This window comes from SAR86 cluster bacterium (assembly GCA_023703675.1).
Taxonomy (GTDB): Bacteria; Pseudomonadota; Gammaproteobacteria; order Magnimaribacterales; family AG-339-G14; genus AG-339-G14.
In genome coordinates this window covers 140,028-166,416 of record CP097974.1, presented here as the reverse complement: position 1 = coordinate 166,416, position 26,389 = coordinate 140,028, and the positions used below count along the sequence as shown (strand labels likewise).

The following is a 26,389-nucleotide window of genomic DNA, read 5'->3' as shown; positions in this document are numbered from 1 at the left end:
TTTTTATTGCTGTTCTCGAGATCCTGTCGAACTGTCTAAGTATTTAAAAAAGTCGCTTTCTGGGTCTATTAATAAGACATCAGATTTGTTTTGAAAGGTTGACTGATATGCATTCAAACTTCTGGTAAATTCGTAAAATTCAGGATCTTTGTCAAAAGCTTTGGCGTAAACTGAAGTCGCCTCAGCATCTCCTTCTCCTTTTAGGATTTCAGCCAATTTATATGCTTCGGCAAGAATTACTGTTCTTTCTTTGTCAGCATTCGCTCTTATCTCTTCGGCAATTTCATTTCCTTCGGCTCTCAATTCTTGAGCAAGTCTCTCTCTTTCCGTTCTCATTCTGTTGTATACAGAATCATTTACCTCAGTTGGTAACTCAATTTTTTTTACTCTCACGTCAATTACTTCAATCCCAAGTTCTTGGTTAGCAACAATGTTCAAGTCGTCTGTTAGTACTTGCATCAATTGATCTCTTTCACCAGATATTACGTCTTGGACAGTTCGAACCCCGAATTGGTTCCTTAAACCCTCATCCACCCTTTGCGTCAATAAAGTTCGCATGGCGCCCAGCTGACCTCCAGAAGATGTTATGTAAAACTGTTCGTTGTCTGTGATACGCCACTTCACAAATGCATCCACAATTAAACGTTTTTTCTCAGCAGTAAAATAAGGCTGAGGCACGGCATCTAAGGTAAGTACTCTTGAATCAAATTTCCTAACTGTATGCAAAATGGGAACTTTGAAATGCAAACCGGATTCAATTTTAGGATTTACGATCTCACCGAATCTTAAAAGAATTGCTGTTTGTCTATCGGTGACAACATATAAACTATTAGCAAGAATTATTATTAACAGGAGGACTAGACCGATAACACCTAACCTAAAAGTACCCATACTATCTCCTCTCCTGTCTTTTTCTGATTTCTTCAATGACCCTATCTGTTAAATCTTGAATGCCAGTTGGATTAAGGCTATCAGAAGACCCATTAACACCATCGTCTTGAGAGGGTCTCAAAGATGATGCGGCAGCTATTTGATCTAAAGGAAGATACATAATGTTGTTACCATTTTTAACATCGATCATAACTTTTGTACTATTTGACATAACAGATTGAACGGCATCAAGATATAGTCTTTCACGAGTAACGTCTGGAGACTTCTTATATTCGGCTAGTAACTGATCAAATCTAGTCGCTTCTCCTTCTGCTTCCGCAATTACTTTTGCTTTGTATCCTTCAGCGTCCTGGATTGCTCTTTTAGCCGCACCTCTTGCGATAGGAACTATTTCATTGGCATAAGTTTCTGCTTGGTTTTTCAAAGTTACTTCATCTTCTCGAGCTTTAACCACATCATCAAATGCAGCTCTTACTGCTTCGGGAGGCCTAGATTCTCTGATGGTAACTGTCACCACTTCAATCCCAGTAAGGTAAGTGTTCAATCTCTCTTGTAAGCGACCTCTAACATCAATGGCAATTTGCTCCCTACCTGTTGTTAAAACATTGTCCATACTATTACTGCCTACTACGTGTCTTAAAGCAGATTCTGCGGCTTGAGAAAGACTATCTTCAGGACCAGATGCTTCTAAAAGAAAAAATACAGGATTGGATCGCTTGTACTGCACTGCGACTTCAACATTTACGATATTCTCATCCTTGGTCAACATCGAAGAATTTGTAGTATGAGTAAATAGTTTTTCTGTGTTAACAATCTGCCTAGAATCTATTATTGGAGGATTCCAATGAATTCCAGGACCTTTTGTGTTGGTATACTCACCGAATCTTAAGATCACTGCTTCCTCTTGAGCATCAACAGTATAAATACCTGCGGCGCCATAGAGAATGATTAGTCCAGTGAAAAAATATGAAATATATTTAGACGAGCTAAACTTTTTGCCTCCACCGCCTCCTGAGCTACCGCCAAAGATGGGGCCAAGGATAGCTTTGAATCTTTTTATAGCTTCATCAATATCTGGGGCATCATTTTTGTTGCCCCATGGGTCTCTTGACCCATTATTTTTATTTTGATCGTTCCAAGACATAGATGCGTATTCTAAGTGTTGATTGTAAAGAAAGAAACACTGAATTCATATAAAAGACTCAATCTTTATAACTTTATTCGATTCATTTTTTTCAAATACCTTTGTTGTGGTAAATTTATTTAGCCAAGTAATCTGTCGCTTAGAAAGTTTGTAAGTTGAATTAACAGCCTTTTCGATTAGTTCTTTCTTATTAATTTTTTTTTCTAAATAATCTAGACATTCTCTATAACCAACAGATTTTAAAAGTGATACATTCTTTGAATATTTATCAATGATTTTTTCTACTTCCTCTAGCAAGCCTTTTTCTAACATGACTTCAAATCTTTGCTCCAATTGAGCCTTATATTCTTTTTTGTTTTCTGGAATTATTGCAAAACTTAAAATCTTTCTGTCCAAGATTTTTTCTTTAACACTTTTTTTTCTTATCTCACTGAATTTTTCATTTGTAATTAAACAAACTTCTAAGGCTCTAATAATTCTTTGAGTATCGTTAGGATGGATCTTTTTCGTAGCTTCAAAATCCATTATTTCTAAACGTTTATAAAGGCTTTCTAGACCAAACGTTTCCATATCACAGATTAACTCTGCCCTTATCAGTTCGTCTCGATCCGGTAATTCTGCCAAGCCTTCAATCAAACTGTAAAAATACATCATGGTTCCTCCAACTAAAATTGGAAATTTTGACCGACTGTCTATTTGTTTGAGGATTTTTAAGCTTTTTTCCTTAAAATCTCCAACAGAAAAAGTTTCATCAGGATTTAAAATATTAATTAAATGATGAGGATTTTCTTTTAGAAAGAGATTGTCCGGTTTGTTACTTCCTATATCAGCTTCTCTATAAATTTGAACCGAATCAACACTTATGATTTCGGATGGATGTCTTGAAAAAAATTCGGAAGCTAGATTTGTCTTTCCTGTATGGGTAGGCCCATATATGGCAATGATGGGTTTCACTTCGTTCAAATAAAAGCTTTAAAGTTTTACTTATATTGCCTCTTCATCAACTTCACCAGTTCTTATCCTTGTTACTTTTTCAAGGTCGTAAACAAATATTTTCCCATCTCCTATCTTTCCAGTATTTGCGACCTTTGAAATTGCATCAATAACATCATCTACTTGAGAGTCTTTTATTGCAACTTCGATTTTTAATTTAGGAAGAAAATCGGTTTTATATTCGTGGCCGCGATAGAGTTCAGTAGTACCTTTCTGTCGACCAAATCCTTTGACATCAGAAACCGTCAAACCAGTTACTTCCAACTTGTTTAAAGCGCTTCTAATTTCATCTAATTTGAGTGGCTTTATTACCGCAGTAACAAATTTCATAACTATCCTCCCTTGCCAAAATCGTCAAGCTTTTATGAATGGTAAGAGCTTTTCTATTGACCTTTCGACTGACCCTTGTCTAGACAAAAGATAATCGCTACTCCGATTTTTTAAATCAGAATTGTAAGTAAAATTATCCCATGCAGATGCTAAATCAGACTCACTTTCTATAATATTTAATATTTTTAGTCTTTGCAAATCCTCAACGATTCCTGAAAAATTGTAAGTGCTAGCACCGGAATATATTGGCAATCCATGTTTTACAGCTTCTAGAAAATTTTGTCCGCCATGAGGAATCAAAGTCCCTCCGATGAAAGCAATGTCAGCTATCTTAAAAAAAGATTCTATTAAACCCATTTTATCAACTAAGGTAATTTCATAACTTAAATCCAAAACATTAGAAAATTTCACATAAGCAACTTTATTATCCTCTAAAATTTTTCGCACTTCTTCGCTTCTATGAGGATGCCTAGGTATTAAGACCAAGTGAAAGTTTGAATCGTTAAGTTTTTTATACGCATTTACTAGAAAAATCTCTTCTTTAGGATGTGTGCTTGCACAAACTATAATTTTTTTTCCTTTTTTGTCGTCGGCCTTGTTTATTTCCTTTGAATCATTCGAAGAAACTAAGTCAGAAAATTTTAATGAATGATCAAAAAAGACTTTTTGTGGAATTACCCCTGCAATAACGAAATTGTCTGAGTCTTTTTGACTTTGTGATACTACCAAACTTAGTTGTGAAAATATTTTTTTGAAAAAAGTTTCAAAACGCTGATATTTTTTTAACGATTTCTCCGACAAACGTCCATTAAGGAGTGCGATAGGAATATTTTGTTTGACACAATTATTTATTAAATTCGGCCAGATTTCAGTTTCTATTAAAATTAAACATTTGGGTTTTATGCTCAATAAAAATCTTTTTACAAAGATATTCAAATCATAAGGAAGATATTGGTGTTCTAGATCATTGCCATAAAGTTTCTGAAGCTGTCGTGATCCAGTAAGGGTCGAAACAGTTAGAAAGATTTTAATATCAGGATACTGCTTTTTAATTTCTTTTACCAATAGGCTAGCTACTTTTACTTCCCCAACAGAGACTGCGTGTATCCATATTGGTTTTTCTTGGAAATTATTTTCAAGATTAACTTTTCCCAACCTTTCTTTTATTCTTGGCAACTCTGAGAGATTAAATTCTTTTTTAGAAAATAATCTCAAAATCGCAAAAGGAAAAAGGATGTATAAAAAAAGATTGTAGAAAAGCATTCTATGTGCATTTTATCAGAGGCAAATATTCAAAATACTCTAATTAGCAATTTTGAGTAAGTTAAAATAAATTAATGAAAATATTGGAATTCTCTATATATGCTTTGTTGAAGACATTAAATATGCTTCCCAGAAGCGTCCAATATTCTTTGGGAAATTTTCTAGGGCATATTTTTTTTAAAACTCTTGAAGAAAGAAGAGAAATTTCAAGATGGAACTTAAAAAAATGCTTTCCTGAAAAAAAAGACGAAGAAATAAATATTATTTTAAAAAAGAGTTTTTTACTTTTAGGAAAGTCGCTTTTTGATTTTTTGAATGCATTTTGGGCATCAGATAAAAAACTCAAGGAACTATTGATAAATTTTGAGGAAATAAAAAAAGTTTCAGATCTCAAAGATCCTTCAAGAGGTAAATTAATTCTATTCATGCATACTCCTAACTTAGATTTAGTGGTAAGAATTGCCTCATTATTTATGCCTGTCTCTGGAATGGCTCGGCCGCAGAGTAATAAAATTGTTGATAATTTATTTAAGGCAAGTCGAAAAAAGTTTACAGAGAGAATTTTTAACCCAGATGAAATTTTAGATCTTCTAGATTTTCTAAAAAAAGGTAAAGCATGTTTATATGCTCCAGATCAAGATTATGGTTATAAAAGCTCTATTTTCGTTGAATTTTTTGGGCACAAAGCTTTGACAGTAAAATTTCCCTACATAGCGGCAAAAAAAGCTGCTTGCGATGTGTATTTATTCTCTCTGGAAAAAAGAAATTCAAAATACAAAGTTAATTTGGATAGGATAATTTTGAGGGGTCGTAATATGGAAGAAGATTTAAGGGAAATAAATTTAAGGATTGAAGAAAAAATAAAAAAAAATCCTGAAAATTATTTATGGTCTCATAGGAGATTTAAAAATAGACCTGAAGGGGAAAAGTCTTTTTATCCTGAAAATCTTCTAAGAAAAAGAAGTTAAATCTAAAATCAAATTGTCTATTAATCTTACTTTTTTATAAAAAACTGCAATTGCAATCAGAATAGACTTGGTGTCCGGTTTAACTGCCTCAAGAGTTTCGGAATCTAAAATATCGAGATAATCAATCTTAAACCCTTCTTTTTCAATTTTCTTATGGAATTTTTTTTGTATTAAATCAAAATAGCTTATCGATAAATTCTTATTTTTTTGATAGCTAAGTTCAATCTCGTTTTTTATCTTGTTCAAAATTTTAAAAATCAAAGAAGCGTGGGTTTTTTCATTTTCACTGAGGTAATTATTTCGAGACGAGAGCGCTAAACCATTTTCGTCTCTTTCAGTAGGAGACAATAAAAATTTTATTTGATATTTTTTTTGCTTGATCAACTGCTTGATAATTAATTGCTGTTGAAAGTCTTTCATACCAAAAACACAAGCATCGGGTTTTGTTAACTCAAAAAGTCTATTAACAATTGTAATGACTCCATCAAAATGTCCAGGTCTTGACTTGCCACATAACTTATCGGCAATTGGCGCGATAAGAGATTCTATATTTTTTAGAATTTCACTTTGCGAAGGAATAAAAACTCCATGACAATTATTTTCTTCCAAAATTTCTAAATCTCTTTCCAACGATCTTGGATATTTATCTAAATCTTCGTTGGGACCAAATTGAAGCGGATTTACAAATATTGAGACTACTGGATTGTAGTTTTTTTTTAAAGCAGTCTTTAATAGGCTCATATGTCCCGCATGCAAGTTTCCCATTGTTGGTATCAATGCATAAGGTTTCTTAAAAGGAATTGTTGAAAGTTGATTTAAAGATTGAACTTTGATCACTATTTAAAACAATGTTCAGTTGAAGGATAAGCTCCACTTTTTACTTCAAGAACATATTTCCTTATGGCGCTTTGAATTGTTTCTCCTTTTTCCAAAAAGTTTTTAACAAATTTAGGCGGCGTATCTAAACAAGTGATGCCGAGTAAATCATGTATCACCATTATCTGGCCATCGGTCAAGGATCCGGCCCCTATTCCTATTGTTGGAATAGACAATGCATCAACAATTTTCTCAGTTAACTCAACTGGTATACATTCTAGAAGGATAATTTCTGCTCCCGCATTTTCTAAATCTTTAGCCTCGGCAATAAATTTATCATGAGAAGAAGGATCTCTGCCTTGAACGAAATAACCGCCAATTCTATTAATTGACTGAGGTGTTAATCCTAGGTGGGCACAAACAGGAATACCTTTATTCGCCAATAGTTCTGTAATTTTAAGTATCACCTCCCCCCCTTCAACTTTAATGCTGTTTGCTCCGCCCTGCATGAGTCGAGTCGCATTCGTGTAAGCAAGCTGTTCAGTTGCATAACTCATAAAAGGCATGTCTGCCATTATGTGTGCGTTAGAATTACCATTTTTGACGCATCTGAGATGATAAAGAATGTCTTCCATCGAAACAGGAACGGTTGAGTCATGGCCTTGAATTACCATTCCGAGACTGTCACCAACTAAAATTAAATCCACTCCAGCCTCACACATCATAGTGGTCATGGTAGATTCATAGGATGTTAATGCAGCAAATTTTTTCCCTGAGCTTTTAAGATCTCTTAAGGTTTGTAAAGAAATAGGTTTTATTGAATCCGATGACATTCTATTATTTCCAATTTTCTTTAATCCAAGGAGTCGGCAGTACCTTTCTGTACCATTTTCCACTTTTTCCAATTATTGCATCTGGAGGATTGGGTTTGCCATGAAAAATAATTATTTTAGCCAAAGAAGGAATTTTTGGAGGCTTGAAAAATTGTTTTAATCCTTTTTCTACACAATCTTTTTTAAAGCTTTTGCACCATTCTTCCGGCCAATATTCTAAAGAATGATTCTTTTTCATATAATCAGAAAGAAATTCTTGTTCATTTCTAAACGATATCTTAATTTTTTCAAAGTTTTCTCTGAAATGTGCCAAAACATCATAATACTTTCCAATTTCAAATCTATAAACCGAGCTGTTGCCTATAAAATTTTTTTTCCTGAAGTCTTTTATGATTAAAAAATCACCAGCGTGATCGAAAAAAGCATCAATGTTATCTACGATGACTAGATCCAAATCCAAAAAAAGAGTACTTCCTGAAAGATCATGAAGATTTGAAGCAAAGGTAGAGAGTTTCATCCAACCTCTTTCAGGAATACCCTCTGGAAGATTTAAGCTAGGTAATTCAAAAGATTCTATTGAACTTGATAAGCCCGATTTATTATCGGTAAAACAAACAAATCTAAAAGGTCTATTTAAATTTCTCTCGACCATGTTGTACAAAATATTTACATAAGAAGAATCGTATTTTTCTCCCCATTTCATACAAATAATATTGACTTTGTTTCCCATTTTTCGCTCAAAAAAATTGTTGGATTTTTTTTACAATTTCTTTAGGTTTTTCTATTAGAAAAAAATGTGTACCTTCGACTTCAAATAGTTTTATTTTCTCGTTTTTAGCAAGATAATTTAACCCAACATTTGGAATCGTTGAATTCATAGAAGCTTTAAGTATCAAGACAGGAACTTTTATGTTTTTTAGCGTTCTGTATGAGTTCAATGAAACTGTTTCAAAAGTCTTGGCTTCCCAAGTCGGATCACAACTTAATTTCATTGAATCGTTATGATTTTCCAAACCACCTATCAAATAATCCTCAATTGAAGTTTCTGGCCAGGAAGCAAAAATACTCCTCCCAGCATAATGACTTTTTGCTTCTTCGAGATTTTTAAATTCACTTCTTCTTTTGGCTGCATAATGCGCTATTGTTGGTGATCTCCACATATTAAATTTTTGACGAATTGAGGAAAAAAAAGCAGTTTTTGGGTTATAAAGCAGTACTGGATCCATAAGAGCCAAATTTTCTACTTCAAATATGTTCCTTCTACAAATCTCTGCAGCCACAATTGCTCCCATTGAATGTCCTATAAAAGAAGCTTTTTTAATTTCTAATGCTTTCAAAATTAAAACTGCGTCGTCTGCATATTGGTCCCATGAGAACAATTTACTTGGATTAGCCTCTGCTTTAGATTTACCGTGACCTCTTTGATCATAGGCAATTAAAGTTCTTTTGCCTTCAAATTGATTGAAGAGCTCTTCGAAGAAATTATTATAAGTTTCCAGATTTAATCCTGTAGCGTGAAAAAAAATGATTGGATTCAGATCATTCTCGCCTTCTTTTTTTAAATAAGAAAATTCTCCCGCCTCACAGGATATAGTTTTTCTGGCTTCAAATTTCATAAAGATTAATCTATTATCGATTAGAAATGACATTAAACACTGTAAAAGGTTTTCTTGACAACACAGAAGGTGAAGAATTAGCAAAAATTGCAAAACAGTGCTCGAAGTTAGGTCCTTGCCTTGAAATCGGAACTTATTGTGGGAAATCGGCTTTAATTATAGGCAGTGTTTGTAAAAAAAATAAAAATGTACTCTTCACCATCGATCATCATACTGGTTCTGAGGAACATCAATTAGGAGAGGAATACCATGATTCTGACCTTTTTGACCAAAATATCTCATGCTTTAATAGTCTTCCAGAATTTATAAGAAATTTAAAAAAATCAAATTTAGCAAATTTTGTTTTACCAATAGTTGCTGACTCCAAAGAGATTTCTAAAAATTGGGAGATTCCCTTAGGAATGGTCTTTATTGACGGTGGGCACAGCAGAGAAAGTGCTAACGCAGACTACACTAATTGGGTTCCTCATATAATGAAAAGTGGATTTTTGTTGATCCATGATGTGTTTCCAGACCCAAAAGATGGAGGCAGGCCGCCCTACGAAATTTTTTGTAAAGCCAAAGAATCTGGAAACTTTGAGGAGATTTCTCTTACAAAAAGTTTAGCGGTCTTAAAAAAAATTTGAAGTTGAATTGAATTCAAAAAGTGAATTAGCTGCAAGCACAACTGCAGCTGCCGTCCAACTTGGCTTTTCGATTGGCCAAAACTTGTCATCTTTATAAACATATCCTGTCCAAAAAAGTTTATCTTTTTGATCAATTAGTTTAGAAATATTTTCAAATATCTCTAAAGCCGTTTTTTTTTCATCTATTTTATTTAAAGCCAAAATCAACTCACATGATTCTGCAACCGTTACCCAAGGTTCTTCAGAAACACATTTGCACCCTAAACCAGGCACAACAAATTCATCCCATCTTTCGTTAATGATTTTTTTTGAGTCTTGTTTATTATGTATGCCGCAAAGAACAGGGTAATACCAGTCCATGCTATAACGAGCCTTACTCTCCCAAGTTCTGTCGAATCTTTCTGATTTGTTAATAATTGAATCTTTTAAATTTTTTATTTCTTCTTTTAGGATAAATTCTTCATAGCCGAGAGTTTTTGCAATCTTGTTAAAATCATTTAAGCTTTTGAATATTGAAGCACAACCCGTTAACAAAGAATCATCCATCCACTCTTCGTTATCGTCTTTTGCCCACAAAATGTCTCCTTCATCAGTTTGACCCGATATAACGAACTCAATTGATTTTTTTAGAGTTGGCCAAATTTTTTCTAAAAAACTTAGCTCTTTAAAATTTAAAAAGTGATGAAGGGCTCCAGATGAAATATAAGCACAAAAATTTGTTTCTTTATTTAAATTTGTTATTTTCTCGCCTTGATATTCTGAATACCAAGAACCATCTTGCTCTTGCGAAGATATAAGCCAATCGAAACCTTTTAAAGCTTCTTCTTTGAAATCTAGTAAATTTAAAGCCATTATAGACTCAACATGATCCCAGGGATCTACTTTTCCGTTAGGCTCCCAAGCTATTGCACCGAGCCTATTTTGACATTTTGCAATGTACTCACCTAAATAGGTTAATGATTGCTTGTCTTTCAAATTAATTCTCTTTATTTTCAAAATACATTACGACGCTTTTGCCGATAAAAGGTTGGAGAAAATACTCCAAAATTTTTGTTATCAAGGGATTTTTGGTCATGTCCCAAACCAAAAACGAATGATAAGACTTTATCAAAAAAGACTTTTCTTTGGTGTTCCAAAATAAACATTGCATCCACCAGTACGGAGAGTGCAAAGCATGAGCCCAATGTCTTTTTTTAAATTCAAAACCCAATGATTTAACATCCTCTTTTAATTTTTTATATTTAAAAATTCTTACGTGGCCGCCTGGTTCATTTTGATATTCCTTACTTAATTTCCAACAAATCCATTCTGGAAAATATTTTGGAACACTCAAGGCAAATGTTCCTCCGGGTTTAAGAACTCTCTTAATTTCTTTAAGAGCACTTTCGTAGTCAATGATGTGTTCAAGAACCTCTGAACAAACAACGTGGTCAAATTCGTTGTTTTTAAATGGCAAATTTTTAGCATTAGTCACAAAAAAATTACAACTCTTGGAATCATTTTTTTCCTTGAATTGGTTAAAATTTTGTTTCGCTTTTAAAACATCCTGAAAACCCATGTCGACTCCCACCACCTCTATGTCTGTATGCATATAGGCGCCGAAAGAATGTCTACCTTGACCGCACCCAACATCAAGCAACTTTTGATTTGGTGTAAAAATAAAATTTTTGTATTGAATGGTTTGCATTACTTTTTAAAAGATTTAATTGACTCTTCGTACACTTTAGTAACTTCGGAAGCAACAATATCCCAATTTAGAAATCTAACCGCCCTTTCGTAACCTTTGTCTGCTAATTTAGATTTTAACACTTCATCTTTAAATAATTTTTTAATTCCTTCTTCTAGTTGCAATGAATCTTCTGTATTCACGACAATCCCACAATCCCCAATTACTTCAGGAATAGCTCCTCCATCTGTTGTAACAACTGCTTTATTACATGCCATGGCTTCGCCTACTGCAAATCCAAATCCTTCGTAGAGAGAGGGAATGACAACTAAATCCGCAGAACAATAGACATCTCTTACTTCATCAAAGGTTAAATCATTATTAAAAAAAACTTTTTTTTCTATATTTAATTCCATTATTTTCCTGTGGGTGTGGCCGCCTTCTTTCTTACCTCCAATAACATGAAGCTCAAGATCTGAATATTGTTTAGATAAATTTGAAAAAGCATCCAAGAGAAAATCTAAACCTTTTAAAGGAACGTCAGCACTCGCTGTCGTAACAATTCTCTTAGTTACAGTCTTATCGTTTTGAGGAAAAAAAATTTCGTTATCTATGCCATTAAGAATGACCGAAATTCTATTCAAATCTACCTTAAAATCTTCATGTATATCTTTCTTTGAAGAAGACGAAACTGCAATAATATTCTTTAAGCGTTTCGCAACAAAAGTCTGCATCCATAAAAATGAATGCCATCTAATTTTTAAAAGTTTTAAGAAAATAGATTTAATACTTTTTAATTCATATTTAAGATCCTTAGAAATTGGATGGTGAATAGTCGTGACCAAAGGAATTTTTTTTTGAAAATATAAAAGTTCGTAACATAAGCTTTGATTGTCATGAATCACATCAAATTCATTTAATTTATTCTTCAGAAGTTTTTTTATTCTCTTTCCGAATGTGTAAGGTTCAGAAAATCCTCCAGAGTTAATACTGATCCATTCATAAAAATTAAGAAGATTTCTCAATTCTTTTATTGAGACTTCTGAGAATTTATTTTTTTTACTGTATAAATCAAGGCTTGGCACCTTTACTAACTTAACTCTTGAATCTAAATCTGGATAAGGAGGGCCTGAAAATACAGTCACCTCATGCCCAAGCTTTACAAGGGACCTGCTTAAATATTTGACATAAATTCCTTGTCCTCCAGAAAAAGGATTACTTCTGTAACTAAGCAAAGCTACTTTCAAATTAGACATTAAAATAATTTATGGATTTAACTTATTGGGGTGAGCCATTCAGAAAAAGTTGTTCTTTTTCCGCGAACTTGATCAAAATATTTTCGTTGAAGAATAGTGGTAATTCTTCCTCTCTTACCGTCGGCGATAAGACTTTGGTCAACCGATTTTATTGGAACCACTTCAGCAGCTGTTCCAGTAAAAAATAGTTCATCTGCTTGAAGAATTTCTCCCAAAGAGATTTTTTTTATATTTACTTTCAGTCCATCTTCTTCGGCTAGGCTGATAATACTCTTTCGGGTGATTCCATCTAGTGATGCATCTAAATCTGGGGTAAAAACTTCACCATTTTTTATCAGGAAAAGGTTTTCCCCAGATCCTTCAGAGATATTGCCTTCGTCATCCAAAAGCAAAGCTTCGTCATAACCCTCTTGCAAAGCCTCCTGTAAAGCCATAATTGATGTAACGTAATTGCCATTTACTTTTGATCTAGATACAAGATTATTAGTTTGTCTTTTGAAAGAAGAAATTTTAATTTTTATACCCTCTTCAAATGCCTCAGGAGACATATAACTTGGCCATTCCCAAGCAGCAACGATGCAGTGCGTTTTCAAGTTATCAGCTCTCAAGCCCATTCCTTGAGGTCCATAAAAACACATCGGACGAATGTATCCTTCTTTGAGATTATTCTTAATGAAAATTTCTTTTTGGGCATTATTTATTTCACTCTTCGAGAAGGGAATTTGCATGTTAACGGCTTGAGCAGACTCAAATAAACGGTTGGTATGGTCTTCTAGTCTGAATATTTTGGTGCCTTCATCAGTTAAATAAGCTCTTACCCCTTCAAAAACACCAAGCCCATAATGTAAAGTATGTGTCAAAACATGTATTTTTGCTTCAGCCCATTCGACAAATTCTCCATCCATCCATATGAATCCATCTTTAGTTTCAAAATCAGTCATAAATCTTTTTTAAGAGAATCATTATAAGCGGGAGAATCTTATATGAAAGTGAATTCTGAAGTATTTAGAGCTTATGATATTAGAGGTATCGTCGATGAAGAATTGACGCCAAAGCTTGTTGAAAATATAGGTAAAGCTATCGGAAGCGAAGTATTAGGAAGAAATGCTAAAGATATCTATATCGGAAGAGATGGCAGACTTTCAGGAAAAGAAATCAGCGATTATTTAATTCAAGGCATCTTAAAAACAGGATGCAATGTGATTGATATTGGAATGGTTCACACCCCGCTTTTGTATTTTGCAACTTTTAAAGGTAATACCGTAAATGGTGTCATGGTAACTGGAAGCCATAATCCTAAAAACTATAACGGGTTTAAAATTGTCTTGGATAGAAGCTCTCTCAAAGAGAAAGAAATTCTTTTGTTAAAAAAAAGAATTGAAGAAGATAATTTTTTAACGGGCAAAGGAAAATTATCGAATCAATCCTTCGATCAAAAATACATCCAAGAGCTGAATGAAAAAATTATCTTAAGGAAAAAATTAAAAGTAGTTTTAGATTGCGGAAATGGGGCGGGATCAGTTTTAGGTCCAACTATATTTAAAAAATTTTCTGATGAACTTATAGAATTATTTTGTGAAGTTGATGGAAGTTTTCCCAATCACCATCCCGATCCAAGTGACCCTGAAAATTTATCGGACCTAATTAAAGCTGTTAAATTGCATAAAGCAGATATTGGCATCGCTCTTGATGGAGATGGTGACAGACTCGGTGTTGTTGATAGTGATGGTGAAATTATCTACCCTGATCGCTATCTCTCTTTAATGTCAAAAGATATCTTGGAAAAATATAAAGAATCAAAAATTGTGTTTGACGTTAAGTGTTCCAATCAACTCAAACGAACAATTGAGAAACATAAAGGCGTCCCAATCATGACAAAAACCGGTCACTCCTTTATTAAGTCCGAAATAAAAAAAAATAATGCCGCTTTAGGAGGGGAAATGAGTGGGCATATTTTTTATAATGAAGATTGGTATGGTTTTGATGATGGAATTTTTTCAGGCTTAAAACTTTTAGAAATTCTATCTAATCAACAGAAAACAACTCATGAAATTTTCAATGAATTTCCAAATATGTTCAATACTCCTGAAATTAAAATTTCTACCGATGACAAATATAAATTTGAAGTGATAAATGAATTAAAAAGTAATTTTAAACCCGAAGGATTCAACGCAATTACTATTGATGGTTTGCGACTTGAAGGTCCTAGATCATGGGGATTAATACGAGCTTCAAACACAACTCCAAGCTTGGTGCTTAGGTTTGAAGCTGAGACAAATAAGGAGCTAAAATCGATAAAAGAACTTTTTCAAAAAGAGTTGTTCAAAATCAATAGTGGACTTAAATTTTGAATTAAACATGAGTATTTTAAGAAAAAACGCGATCAATACATCTAAAGTTCTGACTGAGGCCTTACCATTTATTCAAAAATTCTCTGGAAAAAATATTGTGATCAAATATGGTGGAAGCGCAATGCAAAACAGTTTTTTAAGAAAAAGTTTTTCAAGAGATATAGTTTTAATGAAAGCCGTTGGCATTAATCCTGTAATTGTCCATGGAGGGGGACCTCAAATAGGAAAGGCATTAAAAAATAAGAAAATTAATTACGAATTCCATGAAGGCTTAAGAGTTACTTCTCAAGAAATGATAAAAATAATCCAAATTACTTTAGATAATGAAATCAATAAGGACATAAAGAATCTTATTGATTCTTGGGGAGGATTTGGAAAATCATTTGCTGGTAAGAAATTAAACTTTATTTCTGCAGAAAAACAAAAAAATAAAAAACTTGGCGAGGTAGGAAGCGTTAAGAAGATAGATAAATCCAAACTCCTAGAAGTCTTATCCAGTAAACAAATTCCAATAATTTCGCCTATAGGATGGAGTAGAAAAAAAACACCGCTCAATATTAATGCAGACGACGTTGCATGCTTTGTTGCCGCATCAATAAAAGCAGAAAAAATTATTCTTCTGACTGATGTCCATGGCATCAATAATTCAAATGGTAAAAAAATTTCCGAAATAAGTTTAAAAGAATCAAAAAAATTGCTGAGAAATAAAAAAATAATTAGCGGAGGGATGGTCCCAAAGTTAAAAGCCGCAATAGAAGCATTAAACAATGGGGTAAATTATGCGCACATAGTTGATGGGAGAGTTCCTCATGCTGTATTGTTGGAGATATTAACTCAGAAAGGTGTTGGCACTTTAATAAATAGATAGATGGCTGAAGATAAAGTTTCCAGAAAAACTCAAATCATGCAAACTCTTGCCCGAATGCTCGAGGAAAAAGAACCAGTTAAAATCACTACTGCCGAATTAGCCAGAAGGACTGAAATTACAGAAGCTGCAATTTACAGGCATTTCCCTAGCAAAAGAAAAATTTATGAAGAAATGGTTATTTTTTTTGAATCCAATATTTTTCCAAGAATAGAAAGCATCCGTTCAAATCATCCCTCCGAAGAAGTACCTGGTCTAATAGTTTCTCTAATTCTTTCATTTTGTGAAACAAATAAAGGTTTTGCAAAAATTTTAAACAAGCAAGCTCTTACAGCGGCTGAAGCAAAAATAGACGATAAAATTTCTCTAATTTTTGAACGTTTAAATGTAGAAATAAAACAATCTTTCCAATCTTATGAAAGAGAAACAAAAAAGAAACTTAAAATTAATTCTTCTAGTTCTGCTGATTTATTGATGTCCTGCATGGAAGGGCAAATTCAAGCATTTACTCGAAGCAACTTTAAAAAAAATTCTCTTACCGACTGGCAAGCACACTGGAACTTGCTTAAAGATTCTATTTTTGTTTAATCGAAAAAATATTCGAATCTGGCATTATCGTCCAAAGAATTAGCTTCCTTGCCCGTCGAAGGATTTATTTTTTTAGCAATTAAATTTGAAGGAACAGATGGAATCGAGTATTCAATCGTATCAATTATTTCCTCCATAAAGTTAAGCCAAATTGGCAGAGCGGTTGTACTGCCATATTCGTTTCTTCCAAGAGATCGAGGCTGATCGTATCCAAACCAAACAGTTGTTAAAATCTTATTATTGAACCCAGTGAACCAAGCACTTTCAGAATCGTTTGTGGTACCTGTTTTTCCTGCGAAGTCATCCCTCTCTAGTTTTTTGATAGCTTTTCCAGTACCTCTTTGAGTTGCTTCACGAAGAATATCATTAACTAAAAAAGAAACTCTTGGATCGATTGCATAAGTCTCTTCTTTAGGAATTTGTTTTCCATACCATCTAGCAATAGAAGCTTTAGAAACATCTTCATTTTCTAGAATTAATTCTTTTCCATTTTTATCAATTATTCTTTCAATAAAAAAGGGTTTTATTTTTTTTCCACCATTTGCAAAAATTGAAAAAAATTCGGCATTCTTGTAAGGACTTATTCCATAGGATCCTAGAGCCATTGATAGGTCTTCAGGCAAACTGTCTCTTTCAAAACCAAACCTAGTTAAATAGTTTTTTGCTTTTGAAATTCCTAAGTCATTGAGAAGCCTTACTGAGACCACATTTCTTGACTGCAAAAGCGCTTCTCTCAGTCTAGTGGGTCCATAAAATTTCCCGCTCGCATTTTTGGGCCTCCAAAATTCTTCTAAATTTTGATCCTCAAAAACTATTGGAGCATCATTAATAACTGTCGCCGGGCTGTAACCATTCTCGAAAGCTGCTGCATATAAAAAAGGTTTAAAATTTGACCCAAGTTGAGGTTTTGCCTGAAAGGCTCTATTAAATTTACTTGAATCAAAATTATAACCGCCAACTAAAGCCAAAATTTTCCCGGAATTTGGATCGATGCTCACAAGTGCGCTTTGAACCTCTGGATGCATGGCTAACTCAAATGTCTTTTCCGAAATTTCTTTGAACCAAATTAAGTCTCCTGTTTCAAAAAAACTTGAGAAACTCGTCAAGTTTTTACCTTTTTTATTCTCATCAATTCTAGGTCTAATATTTGAACTTAGATTATTCAGATAAATTGTTTCAATTTCTGAATTCCTTTTTAGTACTGAAATTTTTGATGAATCAACCGACAGAATTAAAACAGGATCAAATGAATTAAATCTTGGCTGATCTGACAGAAAGTCGAGCAAATCGTCCAAAGGGTTAAGAAGATCCTTTTTAAGGCCAAAGGAGTCCTTAAAATTTCTTGGGTCGTAGCCAATTCTATAAAAGAGATCACTTCTTTGATTGAACTCTTTAGGAATAAGTTCCTTAAAATTATTAGGTTTCCTAAACCCATGCCTGAATTCGTATTCTTCAATACCCCTGCGTAGAGAATTTACCGCGGCCGATTGTTTCGAAGAGCTGATTGTAGAATAAACTTTGTATCCTTCCTTGTATGATGAAAGCCCATAGTTTTCAATCATGTATCTTCTAATTTGTTCAGACAAATAATCTGCCTCAACTTCAGAACCTATTCCATAAAACGATGCAGAAATCGGCTCATTAAAAGCTTCCTCAAAAACTTTTTCTTGAATGAACCCTAATGATTCCATTCTACTTAAAACCCAATTTCTTCTTAGTAGAGCTCTTTCAGGATTTGCGATAGGGTTAATTCTGGACGGGGCTTTTGGAAGACTGGCTATCATAGCTGATTGTGCAATTGACAAATCGCTAAGGTCCTTGCCGTAGTAAATTTCAGAAGCGGCTGCTATGCCGTAGGCACGGTTTCCTAAAAATATTTGATTTACGTAGAGCTCAAAAATTTCTTCTTTTGTAAAAGATAAGTCCAATTTAAAAGCCATAAAAATTTCCTTTAACTTTCTTTCAAAGGTCTGTTCTTTTGTAAGCACATAGTTTCTTGCTACTTGCATAGTAATGGTTCCCCCACCGCTAATAATTTCTCCTTCTTTCACAAATTGATAGGTTGCTCTTAACAAGCTAAGAAAATCCACACCGCTGTGAGAAAAAAAGTCGCTGTCCTCTGCCGCTAAAAAAGCGTTGACTATATTTTCAGGTATTTGATCGAAAGATAATTTTGTACGATGTATTTCTCCATATTCTCCAATTAGCTTTCCATCAGATGTAAATATTTTTAAAGGAATTTGTAATTCGACTTTCCTAACGTCTGCAGTCGAAGGGAGATCGTGCGATAAATAAATGAATAGGCCCAGACCAAATTGAATTGGTAGCAAAAAAATAATTAATAATGAAAAAAAATATTTATTGAAAAACATTGTCTAAGACTGCAATAAGATAAAATGTATTTTAATATTTAAGAGCGCTTAATGAAAATATTTCTAATTGGCCCGATGGGATCTGGTAAATCAAAAATAGGAAAAATTTTAAGTTCTGAGTTAAATAAAGATCTATTTGACTTGGACAAGGAAATTGAAAAAGATTTTAACTTGTCTATAAAGAAAATCTTTGAAATTAATGGTGAAGCTTACTTCAGAAGTATAGAGACAGAGTATTTAAAGAAATCTTTAGAATTAAAAAATTGTATTGTTTCCACAGGAGGGGGGATAGTAGAAAGTGAAGAGAATCTTAATATACTTAAGAACGAAAAATATGTGATCTTTTTAAACAGTAAAGTTGATAGCCAATTCAAGAACACTAAAGGTTCAGATAAAAGACCTTTGCTTAATTCATCTAATCCAAAAGAAATTCTTCAAAAACTTTATGACAAGAGAATTAATAAATATAAAAAGATAGCGAAAATGGAATTTTTTTCAGATTCAATGTCTAATGAAGAGTTGGCTAATAAAATAGTCAGTATTTTTAATGAATAAATCAATCCAAGTTAAAACTGCATCTTCAAATTATGAGCTCGTTATAAATCAGGCTCTTATTAAAAACTATAATTTCAAGTGGCTCGTTGAGGGTAAACAAGTTCTGATTATAAAAGACTCAAACGTTCCAAAAGAATTTCTAGATGACTTAAAAACAAACTTATCAAAATCTAATCCAAGTAAGCTAATTTCGATTAAAATTAAGACCAATGAAAAAAATAAAAGTTTAGAGGGTCTTCAACCGATCTTTGAAGTCTTAAACGAAGAAAAGTTTAATAGAGACTGTGTTTTAATTTCTTTAGGTGGTGGAATAACGACAGACATGGTTGGCTTTGCAGCCTCAACTTATTTAAGGGGCGTGAATCTTATTCAAATTCCTTCTACTCTGCTGGCTCAAGTAGACGCTGCAATAGGAGGAAAAACGGGGATTAATTTTCAAGGTGCTAAAAATAATATTGGAGCTTTTTATCAACCCAATCTAGTACTAATAGATATTGACCTTTTATCAAGTCTTGGAGAAGTTGAAATAGCAGAGGGAATGGCAGAAATTATCAAACATTCGCTTATCGCTAATAAATCTCTGTTTGAAGAGTTAGAGAAAAAAATTATAAATAAAATTGCTGGTGATAAAGAAAGTTTGATTCAAATAATTTATGAGTCTTCATTAATCAAATCCTCAATAGTATCAAATGATGAAAAAGAACTTGGCGACCGCGCCCTTTTAAATTTTGGACATACTTATGGTCATGCGTTTGAGTCAGCTATGGCGTTAGAAGGGTTTTCCCACGGGCAAGCTGTCGGATTGGGTATGGTTTGTGCTTCTAATTTGTCTTTCTTAATGAAAAAAATCTCTAAAAATGAGTTCGATCGCATTAAAAAACTTATAAAATCAGCTGGATTGCCAACTAAGCTACCAAAAAATTTTAAATATAGCGACTTTAGAGAGGCAATGAGTAGAGATAAAAAAATTCTTTCAAATAAATTAAGGTTTATTATCTTAAATTCTGTTGGAAGAGCTGAAATTTCGAACGAAGTTGACGAAAATCTTCTCAAGGAAAGCTTAAAGATATAAGCAAATAATTCACTTTTAGCGGTTTTTTTACTAATATCTTAATGAACTGCATTTCACATGCTCGAAAAGTGACGCTAAGTCCAAGCGTTAAGGACTTCAATTTACCGAATTAGGTGTAATTTGTGCCAAAAAATAGATATTTTTTAGACAGACCCAAAAAAAAGGGACTTTACGATCCAGACTTTGAAAGAGACTCGTGTGGAGTTGGTCTTGTTGCAAATGTGAAAGGAGTTCCCTCCAGAGAAATCATGGATAACGCTTATTTAATTAACTCCAGAATGGACCATAGAGGGGGTTGTGGCTTTGAAGAAAATACTGGAGATGGTGCTGGTATTCTCCTAGCCCTGCCGGACTCATTTTTTCAAAAAGAAGCTAAAGCTTTAGATTTAATTCTGCCAGAAGAAGGCAAATATGCAGTTGGAAACCTTTTTTTACCTCAAATCAAAAAAGAGTATGACCTATGTAAAAAAATAGTAGAGGAAACAGTTGCTAGAGAAGGATTAAGCTTTATAGGCTGGAGAAAAGTTCCCATAAATCAAAAAAAAGCTAACGTGGGTCCTGCCGCTCTAAGCTGTCAGCCTGAAATAGAACAAATTTTCATCGGTTCTAAAGGAAAAATTTCACAGGACGAGTTTGAAAGAAAACTTTATCTTTGCAGAAAAATCTTTAGCAAGAGATTGAGATTTGAAGAAAATCTTTCTCAAGGTTTGATGTTTTATGCCTCCTCTCTTTCTTCAAGACTAATAATTTATAAAGGAATGTTAACTCCTGCGCAGTTATTCCCTTTTTTCCCTGACCTTGAGAACAAAGAGCTCAAAACACATCTCGCAATGGTGCATTCAAGGTTTAGCACTAATACTTTTCCTTCGTGGGACAGGGCTCAACCCTGCAGATACATGTGTCACAACGGAGAAATTAATACTCTGAAAGGAAACATAAATCTTATGAGAGCCAGGCAAGGTATGGCAGAGAGCCAGCTTTTTGGAAAAAACCTAAAAAAACTCTTCCCCATTGCCGAACCTGATTGTTCTGATTCTGGCAGTTTCGATAATGTACTTGAATTTCTAATTATGTCAGGAAGAAAAATTCCAGAAGCGATAATGATGATGATTCCAGAAGCTTGGCAAAACGATAAAGAGATGTCACAAAAGAAAAAAGCTTTTTATGAATACGCTTCTTCTTTTATGGAGCCTTGGGACGGGCCAGCTTCAATTGTTTTTACTGATGGAAAAATGGTTGGCGCCGTTCTAGATAGGAATGGTCTCAGGCCCAGTAGGTTTTATGTTACCGATGACGACAAAGTTATTATGGCCTCAGAAGTTGGAGTCCTTCCAGTGGATTCTAAAAGCGTTGTTACTAAGGGCAGGCTTCAACCGGGTAAAATGTTTTTAATCGATTTTGAAAAAGGAAAATTAATTTCTGACGAAGAAATCAAAAAAGAAGTTGCCTCTCAATTACCATATAAAGAATGGAATAAAAATCAAATAGTTAATCTTAAAGATCTCAAAACCACAAGAAAAAATCCAAAAGAAGAAAATCTAATCCCGAAAATGCAGGCTTTTGGTTACACCACCGAAACACTTGAATTTATGCTCTTACCACTTGTTACTGAACTAAGAGACCCACTTGGCTCTATGGGCAATGATGCGGCATTGGCCTGCTTGTCAGACAAGCCAAGGATGATCTATGATTACTTCAAGCAACTTTTCGCACAAATTACAAATCCTCCAATTGACTCAATAAGAGAAGAAGTGATCATGTCACTTAAATGTCTTATTGGCCCTGAAGGTAACTTACTGGAAAATCATGAGAAAAATGTAAACCGACTTAACCTTGAGCATCCGATACTATCCAACCTTGAATTAGCAAAAATTAAAGACATTAAGAACTTTGGTTGGAAAACCAAAACTATAGACATTACATATCCTAGAGGAAAAGGGGAAAAAGGTTTAAAAGCTGCTTTATCTAGAATTTGTAGAGAAGCAGAAGAAGCAATTAATGAGGGTTATTCCTTTATAGTTCTTTCTGACAGAAATATCTCTCAGAAAAATATTGCTCTAAGTTCCTTGCTTGCGTGCTCTACCGTGCATCATCATCTAGTAAAAGGAGAAAAGCGTACACAAATTGGAATAATTATAGAAACAGGAGAAGCTAGAGAAGTTCATCATCATTGTTTGCTTGTTGGCTATGGTGCAGACGCAATCAATCCCTATCTAGCATTTGATGTACTCGCAAAATCTTTAAAAGATGGATTGCTGAAAGATGAAAACCTTAAAGGTATAAAAGATCTTGTCAATGCCTATAAAAAAGGTGTGGCCAAAGGCATGCTAAAAGTTATGGCAAAAATGGGAATTTCCACTCTCCAATCTTATAAAGGTGCCCAAATATTTGAAGCAGTAGGCTTAGCGGATGAAATTATTGAGTTCTCTTTTCCAGGCACTCCTAGCAGAGTTCAAGGAATTGATTTTCAAGTTCTCACTAAAGAGATTGAAAGACGACACGAAATCGGTTTTCCTGAAATAAGTCAAAACAAAGTTAGCACTCTTCCTAATCCCGGAGATTTTCATTGGAGAAATGGAGGCGACAGCCACATGTGGGATCCTAAAACTATTTCTGCTTTGCAACTTGCTTCCAGAAACAACGACGAAACTGCTTATTGGAAATTCGCTGATCATGCTAATGAACAGACGACAAAAAATAGTACCTTAAGAGGTTTAATGAAATTTAAATTTTCTGATTCTGAATTACCTCTAGAGGAAGTTGAGCCCGAAAAGGAAATAGTGAAAAGATTTGCTACTGGCGCTATGTCGCTTGGCTCTATCTCTACGGAAGCACATGAATCTCTCGCTCTTGCAATGAATAAACTAGGAGGTAAATCCAATACTGGCGAAGGTGGTGAGGATCCTATTAGATTTAAACCTCTTGAGAATGGAGATTCAAAAAGATCGGCCATCAAACAAGTAGCCTCGGGAAGATTTGGAGTGACCATGTGGTACCTTACCAATTCAGATGAACTTCAAATAAAAATTGCTCAGGGCGCTAAACCCGGAGAAGGTGGAGAACTACCGGGAACAAAGGTCGATGACTACATCGCAAAGATAAGACATTCTACTCCTGGAGTAGGCCTTATCAGTCCTCCACCTCATCATGATATTTATTCCATCGAAGACATTGCTCAACTTATTCATGATTTGAAAAATGCCAATCGTAGCTCTAGAATCAGTGTGAAATTGGTCTCTGAAATTGGAGTTGGAACCATTGCTGCTGGAGTAGTTAAAGCAAAAACAGACCATCTTGTTATAGCTGGTCATGACGGCGGAACTGGAGCATCTCCTTTGACTTCCATCAAACACGCCGGGCTACCCTGGGAATTAGGCATTGCTGAAACTCATCAAACACTTGTGATGAATAATTTACGTTCAAGAGTAGTTCTGCAAACGGATGGACAACTCAAAACTGGAAGAGATGTGGCAATTGCGGCCATTCTTGGTGCCGAGGAATTTGGTTTTTCTACAGCCCCACTCGTTACTTTAGGGTGCATCATGATGAGAAAATGTCATTTAAATACTTGTCCTGTTGGTATTGCGACACAAGACAAAGAGCTAAGAAAAAAGTTTCATGGAAGTCCTGAAAATGTCGTGAACTATTTATTCATGGTTGCCAAAGAATTAAGGATGATTATGGCGAAACTTGGAATAAAGAACCTAAATGATTTGATTGGAAGAGTGGATTTACTTGAAATGGAAGATGCTATCAATCATTGGAAAAGAGACGGCCTTGACCTATCAAAAATTCTTACTCCAGCAAAAAAAGTCTTTGAGAATACAGAAGTCTATAACACTCAAGAACAAAATCATAACCTGCAGAAATCAATGGATATGGCTTTAGTTAAGACAATTAAAAACAATATTGAGACCAAACAAAAAATTACCGTGAACCTAAACATCGGTAACACCAATAGAGTATTTGGAACAATTCTTTCAAATGAGATTTCTAAAATTTGGGGCGCTAACGGTCTTCCCAACGACACAATTAATCTTAATCTGAAGGGCTCTGCGGGACAAAGCCTCGGAGCTTGGATTACCAAAGGAATGACCATCTCCTTAGAAGGAGACGCTAACGATTATGTTGGAAAAGGACTCTCTGGAGGAAAAATAATAATTTATCCTCCCAAGGATAGTAAATTCGTCCCTGAAGAAAACATCTTGTTAGGTAATGTCGCTTTGTATGGAGCTACAGGTGGAGAGGCTTATTTTCGAGGTATTGCGGCAGAAAGATTTTGTGTAAGAAACAGTGGAGCCAGAGTAGTCGTTGAAGGCATTGGTGATCATGGCTGCGAATACATGACTGGTGGAAGAGCTGTAATCCTTGGCAAAACTGGTCGAAACTTTGGTGCCGGCATGAGTGGCGGTATTGCTTACGTTTATGACCAAGACAAGTCTTTTGAAAAAAAATGTAATTTGAGCACCTTTGAGTTAGAAAAATTGAAAATAAAAGAGGACTTAGATGAGTTAAAAGAATTATTAGAAAAACATTTCAGATACACTGGGTCTAGTGTTGCAAAAAAAATTCTGGATAATTGGAAGAGAGAGACACATAATTTTGTGAAAGTTATGCCCACTGATTTTAAAAGAGTTCTCCAAGAAATGGATGAACAAAAATTAAAGGTAAGTTAAATGGGAAAGGTTACAGGATTTAAAGAACACGAGCGAGTCGTTGAGCCTTATAGGCCGGCAAAAGAGAGAATAATTGATTTCAAAGAGATTTATACCGATCATGATGAATCTCTTCTAAATACTCAAGCATCTCGATGCATGAATTGTGGAGTGCCCTTTTGTCAATCAGGAGAAGGTTGCCCAGTTTATAATCTAATTCCAGAGTGGAATGACTTGGTTTATAACGAAAAATGGGAAGAAGCATTTAATAGACTTTTAAAAACTAATAATTTCCCAGAAGTTACTGGAAGAGTTTGTCCTGCAGTTTGTGAAGGCGCATGTGTTTTGGGTATTACTGAATCTCCAGTCACCATAAAAAATCTTGAATTCGCTATTGCGGACAAAGGTATTGAATCCGGATGGCTGAAACCTGTTATACCAAAAGTCAGAACAAATAAAAAAATAGCCATCGTTGGTTCTGGTCCAGCAGGACTATCAGCTGCGCAACAACTTAATAGCGTCGGTCACTCTGTTGAAGTCTATGAGCGAGCCGATAGAATTGGCGGCCTCATGATGTACGGAATTCCAAACATGAAATTAGACAAGTCTATTATAGATATGCGCATAGATATCATGGAGAAAGAAGGTATTAAGTTCCATACTGGTTGCAACATAGGTGGAAGCGAAATAAATGACATATCAGTAGATGAATTAGTTGAATCTAATGATATTGTGCTGCTTACTACCGGAGCAACTAAACCAAGAGACTTGCCAATTCCTAATCGAGAAGGAGATGGCGTCTATTTTGCAATGGAGTTTTTGGGACAAAACACTAAAAGTCTTCTAGACAGCAAACTAAGCGATGAAAACTATATTAACGCCAAAGGTAAAAATGTAATTGTTATTGGAGGTGGAGACACCGGAAATGATTGCTTAGGAACTTCTCTAAGACACGGATGTAAGTCTCTGACCAATTTTGAAATTATGCCAGAGCTTCCTCAGGACAGAATGGACAACAATCCTTGGCCACTATTTCCAAGAATCTATAAAGTGGATTACGGACATGAAGAATCAAGGGAAGTATTTGGTAAGGATCCAAGAGAGTATTCAGTCTCTGGAAAAGAATTCTTGAGAGATAAGAATGGAAAATTAACTGGAATAAAAACAGTCAAGGTAGATAAGGATTTTAAAGAAATTCCGGGAACAGAAAAAATCTGGAGAGCAGATTTAGTGCTTTTAGCAATGGGGTTTTTAGGACCAGAGCATTATCTGAATGAAAACTTAAATTTAGATCTAGACGAAAGATCCAATTTCAAAGCCGAGCATAACATTCACAAAACTTCTCACCCAAAAGTTTTTGCCGCGGGCGACTGTCGTCGTGGCCAATCATTAGTTGTCTGGGCGATTAATGAGGGTAGAGCTGCAGCACGTGAGATTGACCAAGAGTTAATGGGTCAAACCACTTTAGAATAAAATAATATTTAATTAAGATTTATCATCCCATGAGGCCCACATAATGAGCCTCATGA

At 34.5% G+C, this 26,389-nt stretch carries 23 protein-coding genes; 9 read left to right on the top strand and 14 right to left on the bottom strand.

The window, feature by feature from the left end; all coding sequences use genetic code 11:
- Positions 1-3: 3 nt before the first annotated feature.
- Genes hflC through M9C82_00750 form a run of 5 tightly spaced genes read right to left on the bottom strand, consistent with a single transcriptional unit; the run spans position 4 to position 4,621 of the window.
- Positions 4-891: a protease modulator HflC gene (hflC, locus tag M9C82_00770; GenBank protein URQ73695.1), complete on the bottom strand. Its 888-nt coding sequence runs from the start codon at positions 889-891 to the stop codon at positions 4-6.
- A 1-nt stretch (position 892) separates the two neighbouring features.
- Positions 893-2,035, bottom strand: a complete 1,143-nt coding sequence (hflK, locus tag M9C82_00765; protein ID URQ73694.1) for an FtsH protease activity modulator HflK — start codon at positions 2,033-2,035, stop codon at positions 893-895.
- 45 nt (positions 2,036-2,080) lie between these two features.
- Positions 2,081-2,989, bottom strand: a complete 909-nt coding sequence (miaA, locus tag M9C82_00760) for a tRNA (adenosine(37)-N6)-dimethylallyltransferase MiaA (protein ID URQ74107.1) — start codon at positions 2,987-2,989, stop codon at positions 2,081-2,083.
- Between the two features lie 30 nt (positions 2,990-3,019).
- Positions 3,020-3,358 carry a P-II family nitrogen regulator gene (locus M9C82_00755; GenBank protein ID URQ73693.1) on the bottom strand — a complete coding sequence of 113 codons (339 nt, stop codon included), beginning with the start codon at positions 3,356-3,358 and terminating at the stop codon, positions 3,020-3,022.
- Positions 3,359-3,382: 24 nt separating this feature from the next.
- A complete protein-coding gene (locus M9C82_00750; protein ID URQ73692.1) occupies positions 3,383-4,621 on the bottom strand; it encodes a 3-deoxy-D-manno-octulosonic acid transferase in 1,239 nt (412 codons plus the stop codon).
- Positions 4,622-4,695: 74 nt separating this feature from the next.
- Between M9C82_00750 and M9C82_00745 the strand changes: the two genes are divergently transcribed.
- Positions 4,696-5,589, top strand: a complete 894-nt coding sequence (locus M9C82_00745) for a lysophospholipid acyltransferase family protein (protein URQ73691.1) — start codon at positions 4,696-4,698, stop codon at positions 5,587-5,589.
- Here the strand turns inward: M9C82_00745 and panC are convergent.
- From panC to M9C82_00725, 4 genes are read right to left on the bottom strand one after another with little or no spacing between them, the layout of a single operon-like run.
- Positions 5,572-6,426 carry a pantoate--beta-alanine ligase gene (gene panC / locus M9C82_00740; GenBank protein ID URQ73690.1) on the bottom strand — a complete coding sequence of 285 codons (855 nt, stop codon included), beginning with the start codon at positions 6,424-6,426 and terminating at the stop codon, positions 5,572-5,574. The genes M9C82_00745 and panC overlap by 18 nt on opposite strands.
- A complete protein-coding gene (gene panB, locus M9C82_00735) occupies positions 6,426-7,223 on the bottom strand; it encodes a 3-methyl-2-oxobutanoate hydroxymethyltransferase (GenBank protein URQ74106.1) in 798 nt (265 codons plus the stop codon). The genes panC and panB overlap by 1 nt, the downstream gene beginning before the upstream one ends.
- A 19-nt stretch (positions 7,224-7,242) precedes the next feature.
- Positions 7,243-7,968 carry a glycosyltransferase gene (locus tag M9C82_00730; protein ID URQ73689.1) on the bottom strand — a complete coding sequence of 242 codons (726 nt, stop codon included), beginning with the start codon at positions 7,966-7,968 and terminating at the stop codon, positions 7,243-7,245.
- Positions 7,969-7,975: 7 nt separating this feature from the next.
- On the bottom strand, positions 7,976-8,887 hold the full coding sequence (locus M9C82_00725) for an alpha/beta hydrolase (protein URQ73688.1): 912 nt from the start codon (positions 8,885-8,887) through the stop codon (positions 7,976-7,978).
- On the opposite strand from M9C82_00725, the gene M9C82_00720 reads away from it, so the two are divergent.
- Positions 8,881-9,480: a class I SAM-dependent methyltransferase gene (locus M9C82_00720; GenBank protein URQ73687.1), complete on the top strand. Its 600-nt coding sequence runs from the start codon at positions 8,881-8,883 to the stop codon at positions 9,478-9,480. The two genes, M9C82_00725 and M9C82_00720, sit on opposite strands and share 7 nt — an antisense overlap.
- Here the strand turns inward: M9C82_00720 and M9C82_00715 are convergent.
- The 4 genes from M9C82_00715 to M9C82_00700 are packed head-to-tail and all read right to left on the bottom strand — an operon-like array spanning position 9,466 to position 13,343.
- The gene (locus tag M9C82_00715) at positions 9,466-10,455 is read right to left on the bottom strand and encodes a prenyltransferase (protein URQ73686.1); all 990 of its coding nucleotides are present in this window, start codon (positions 10,453-10,455) and stop codon (positions 9,466-9,468) included. The two genes, M9C82_00720 and M9C82_00715, sit on opposite strands and share 15 nt — an antisense overlap.
- A 1-nt stretch (position 10,456) precedes the next feature.
- Complete coding sequence (locus M9C82_00710; protein ID URQ73685.1) at positions 10,457-11,167, bottom strand: class I SAM-dependent methyltransferase; 711 nt, start codon at positions 11,165-11,167, stop codon at positions 10,457-10,459.
- Positions 11,167-12,402: a glycosyltransferase family 4 protein gene (locus M9C82_00705; GenBank protein URQ73684.1), complete on the bottom strand. Its 1,236-nt coding sequence runs from the start codon at positions 12,400-12,402 to the stop codon at positions 11,167-11,169. The genes M9C82_00710 and M9C82_00705 overlap by 1 nt, the downstream gene beginning before the upstream one ends.
- Before the next feature lie 17 nt (positions 12,403-12,419).
- Positions 12,420-13,343: a branched-chain amino acid transaminase gene (locus M9C82_00700; protein URQ73683.1), complete on the bottom strand. Its 924-nt coding sequence runs from the start codon at positions 13,341-13,343 to the stop codon at positions 12,420-12,422.
- 42 nt (positions 13,344-13,385) lie between these two features.
- Here M9C82_00700 and M9C82_00695 point away from each other — a divergent pair, with 42 nt between their 5' ends.
- Genes M9C82_00695 through slmA form a run of 3 tightly spaced genes read left to right on the top strand, consistent with a single transcriptional unit; the run spans position 13,386 to position 16,206 of the window.
- On the top strand, positions 13,386-14,753 hold the full coding sequence (locus M9C82_00695; protein ID URQ73682.1) for a phosphomannomutase/phosphoglucomutase: 1,368 nt from the start codon (positions 13,386-13,388) through the stop codon (positions 14,751-14,753).
- Positions 14,737-15,621: an acetylglutamate kinase gene (gene argB / locus M9C82_00690; GenBank protein ID URQ73681.1), complete on the top strand. Its 885-nt coding sequence runs from the start codon at positions 14,737-14,739 to the stop codon at positions 15,619-15,621. The genes M9C82_00695 and argB overlap by 17 nt, the downstream gene beginning before the upstream one ends.
- Complete coding sequence (slmA, locus tag M9C82_00685) at positions 15,622-16,206, top strand: nucleoid occlusion factor SlmA (GenBank protein ID URQ73680.1); 585 nt, start codon at positions 15,622-15,624, stop codon at positions 16,204-16,206. It begins immediately after the preceding gene.
- Here slmA and M9C82_00680 read toward each other — a convergent pair.
- Positions 16,203-18,536 carry a PBP1A family penicillin-binding protein gene (locus M9C82_00680; protein URQ73679.1) on the bottom strand — a complete coding sequence of 778 codons (2,334 nt, stop codon included), beginning with the start codon at positions 18,534-18,536 and terminating at the stop codon, positions 16,203-16,205. The genes slmA and M9C82_00680 overlap by 4 nt on opposite strands.
- Before the next feature lie 93 nt (positions 18,537-18,629).
- Between M9C82_00680 and M9C82_00675 the strand changes: the two genes are divergently transcribed.
- The 4 genes from M9C82_00675 to M9C82_00660 all read left to right on the top strand — a co-directional run bounded on the left by M9C82_00675 (position 18,630) and on the right by M9C82_00660 (position 26,333).
- On the top strand, positions 18,630-19,133 hold the full coding sequence (locus M9C82_00675) for a shikimate kinase (GenBank protein ID URQ73678.1): 504 nt from the start codon (positions 18,630-18,632) through the stop codon (positions 19,131-19,133).
- The gene (aroB, locus tag M9C82_00670; GenBank protein URQ73677.1) at positions 19,126-20,205 is read left to right on the top strand and encodes a 3-dehydroquinate synthase; all 1,080 of its coding nucleotides are present in this window, start codon (positions 19,126-19,128) and stop codon (positions 20,203-20,205) included. Before M9C82_00675 ends, aroB begins: the two co-directional genes overlap by 8 nt.
- 122 nt (positions 20,206-20,327) lie before the next feature.
- Complete coding sequence (gene gltB / locus M9C82_00665; protein ID URQ73676.1) at positions 20,328-24,881, top strand: glutamate synthase large subunit; 4,554 nt, start codon at positions 20,328-20,330, stop codon at positions 24,879-24,881.
- Entirely contained in the window at positions 24,882-26,333 is a 1,452-nt protein-coding gene (locus M9C82_00660; GenBank protein ID URQ73675.1) for a glutamate synthase subunit beta, read from the top strand.
- Positions 26,334-26,389 lie beyond the last annotated feature (56 nt).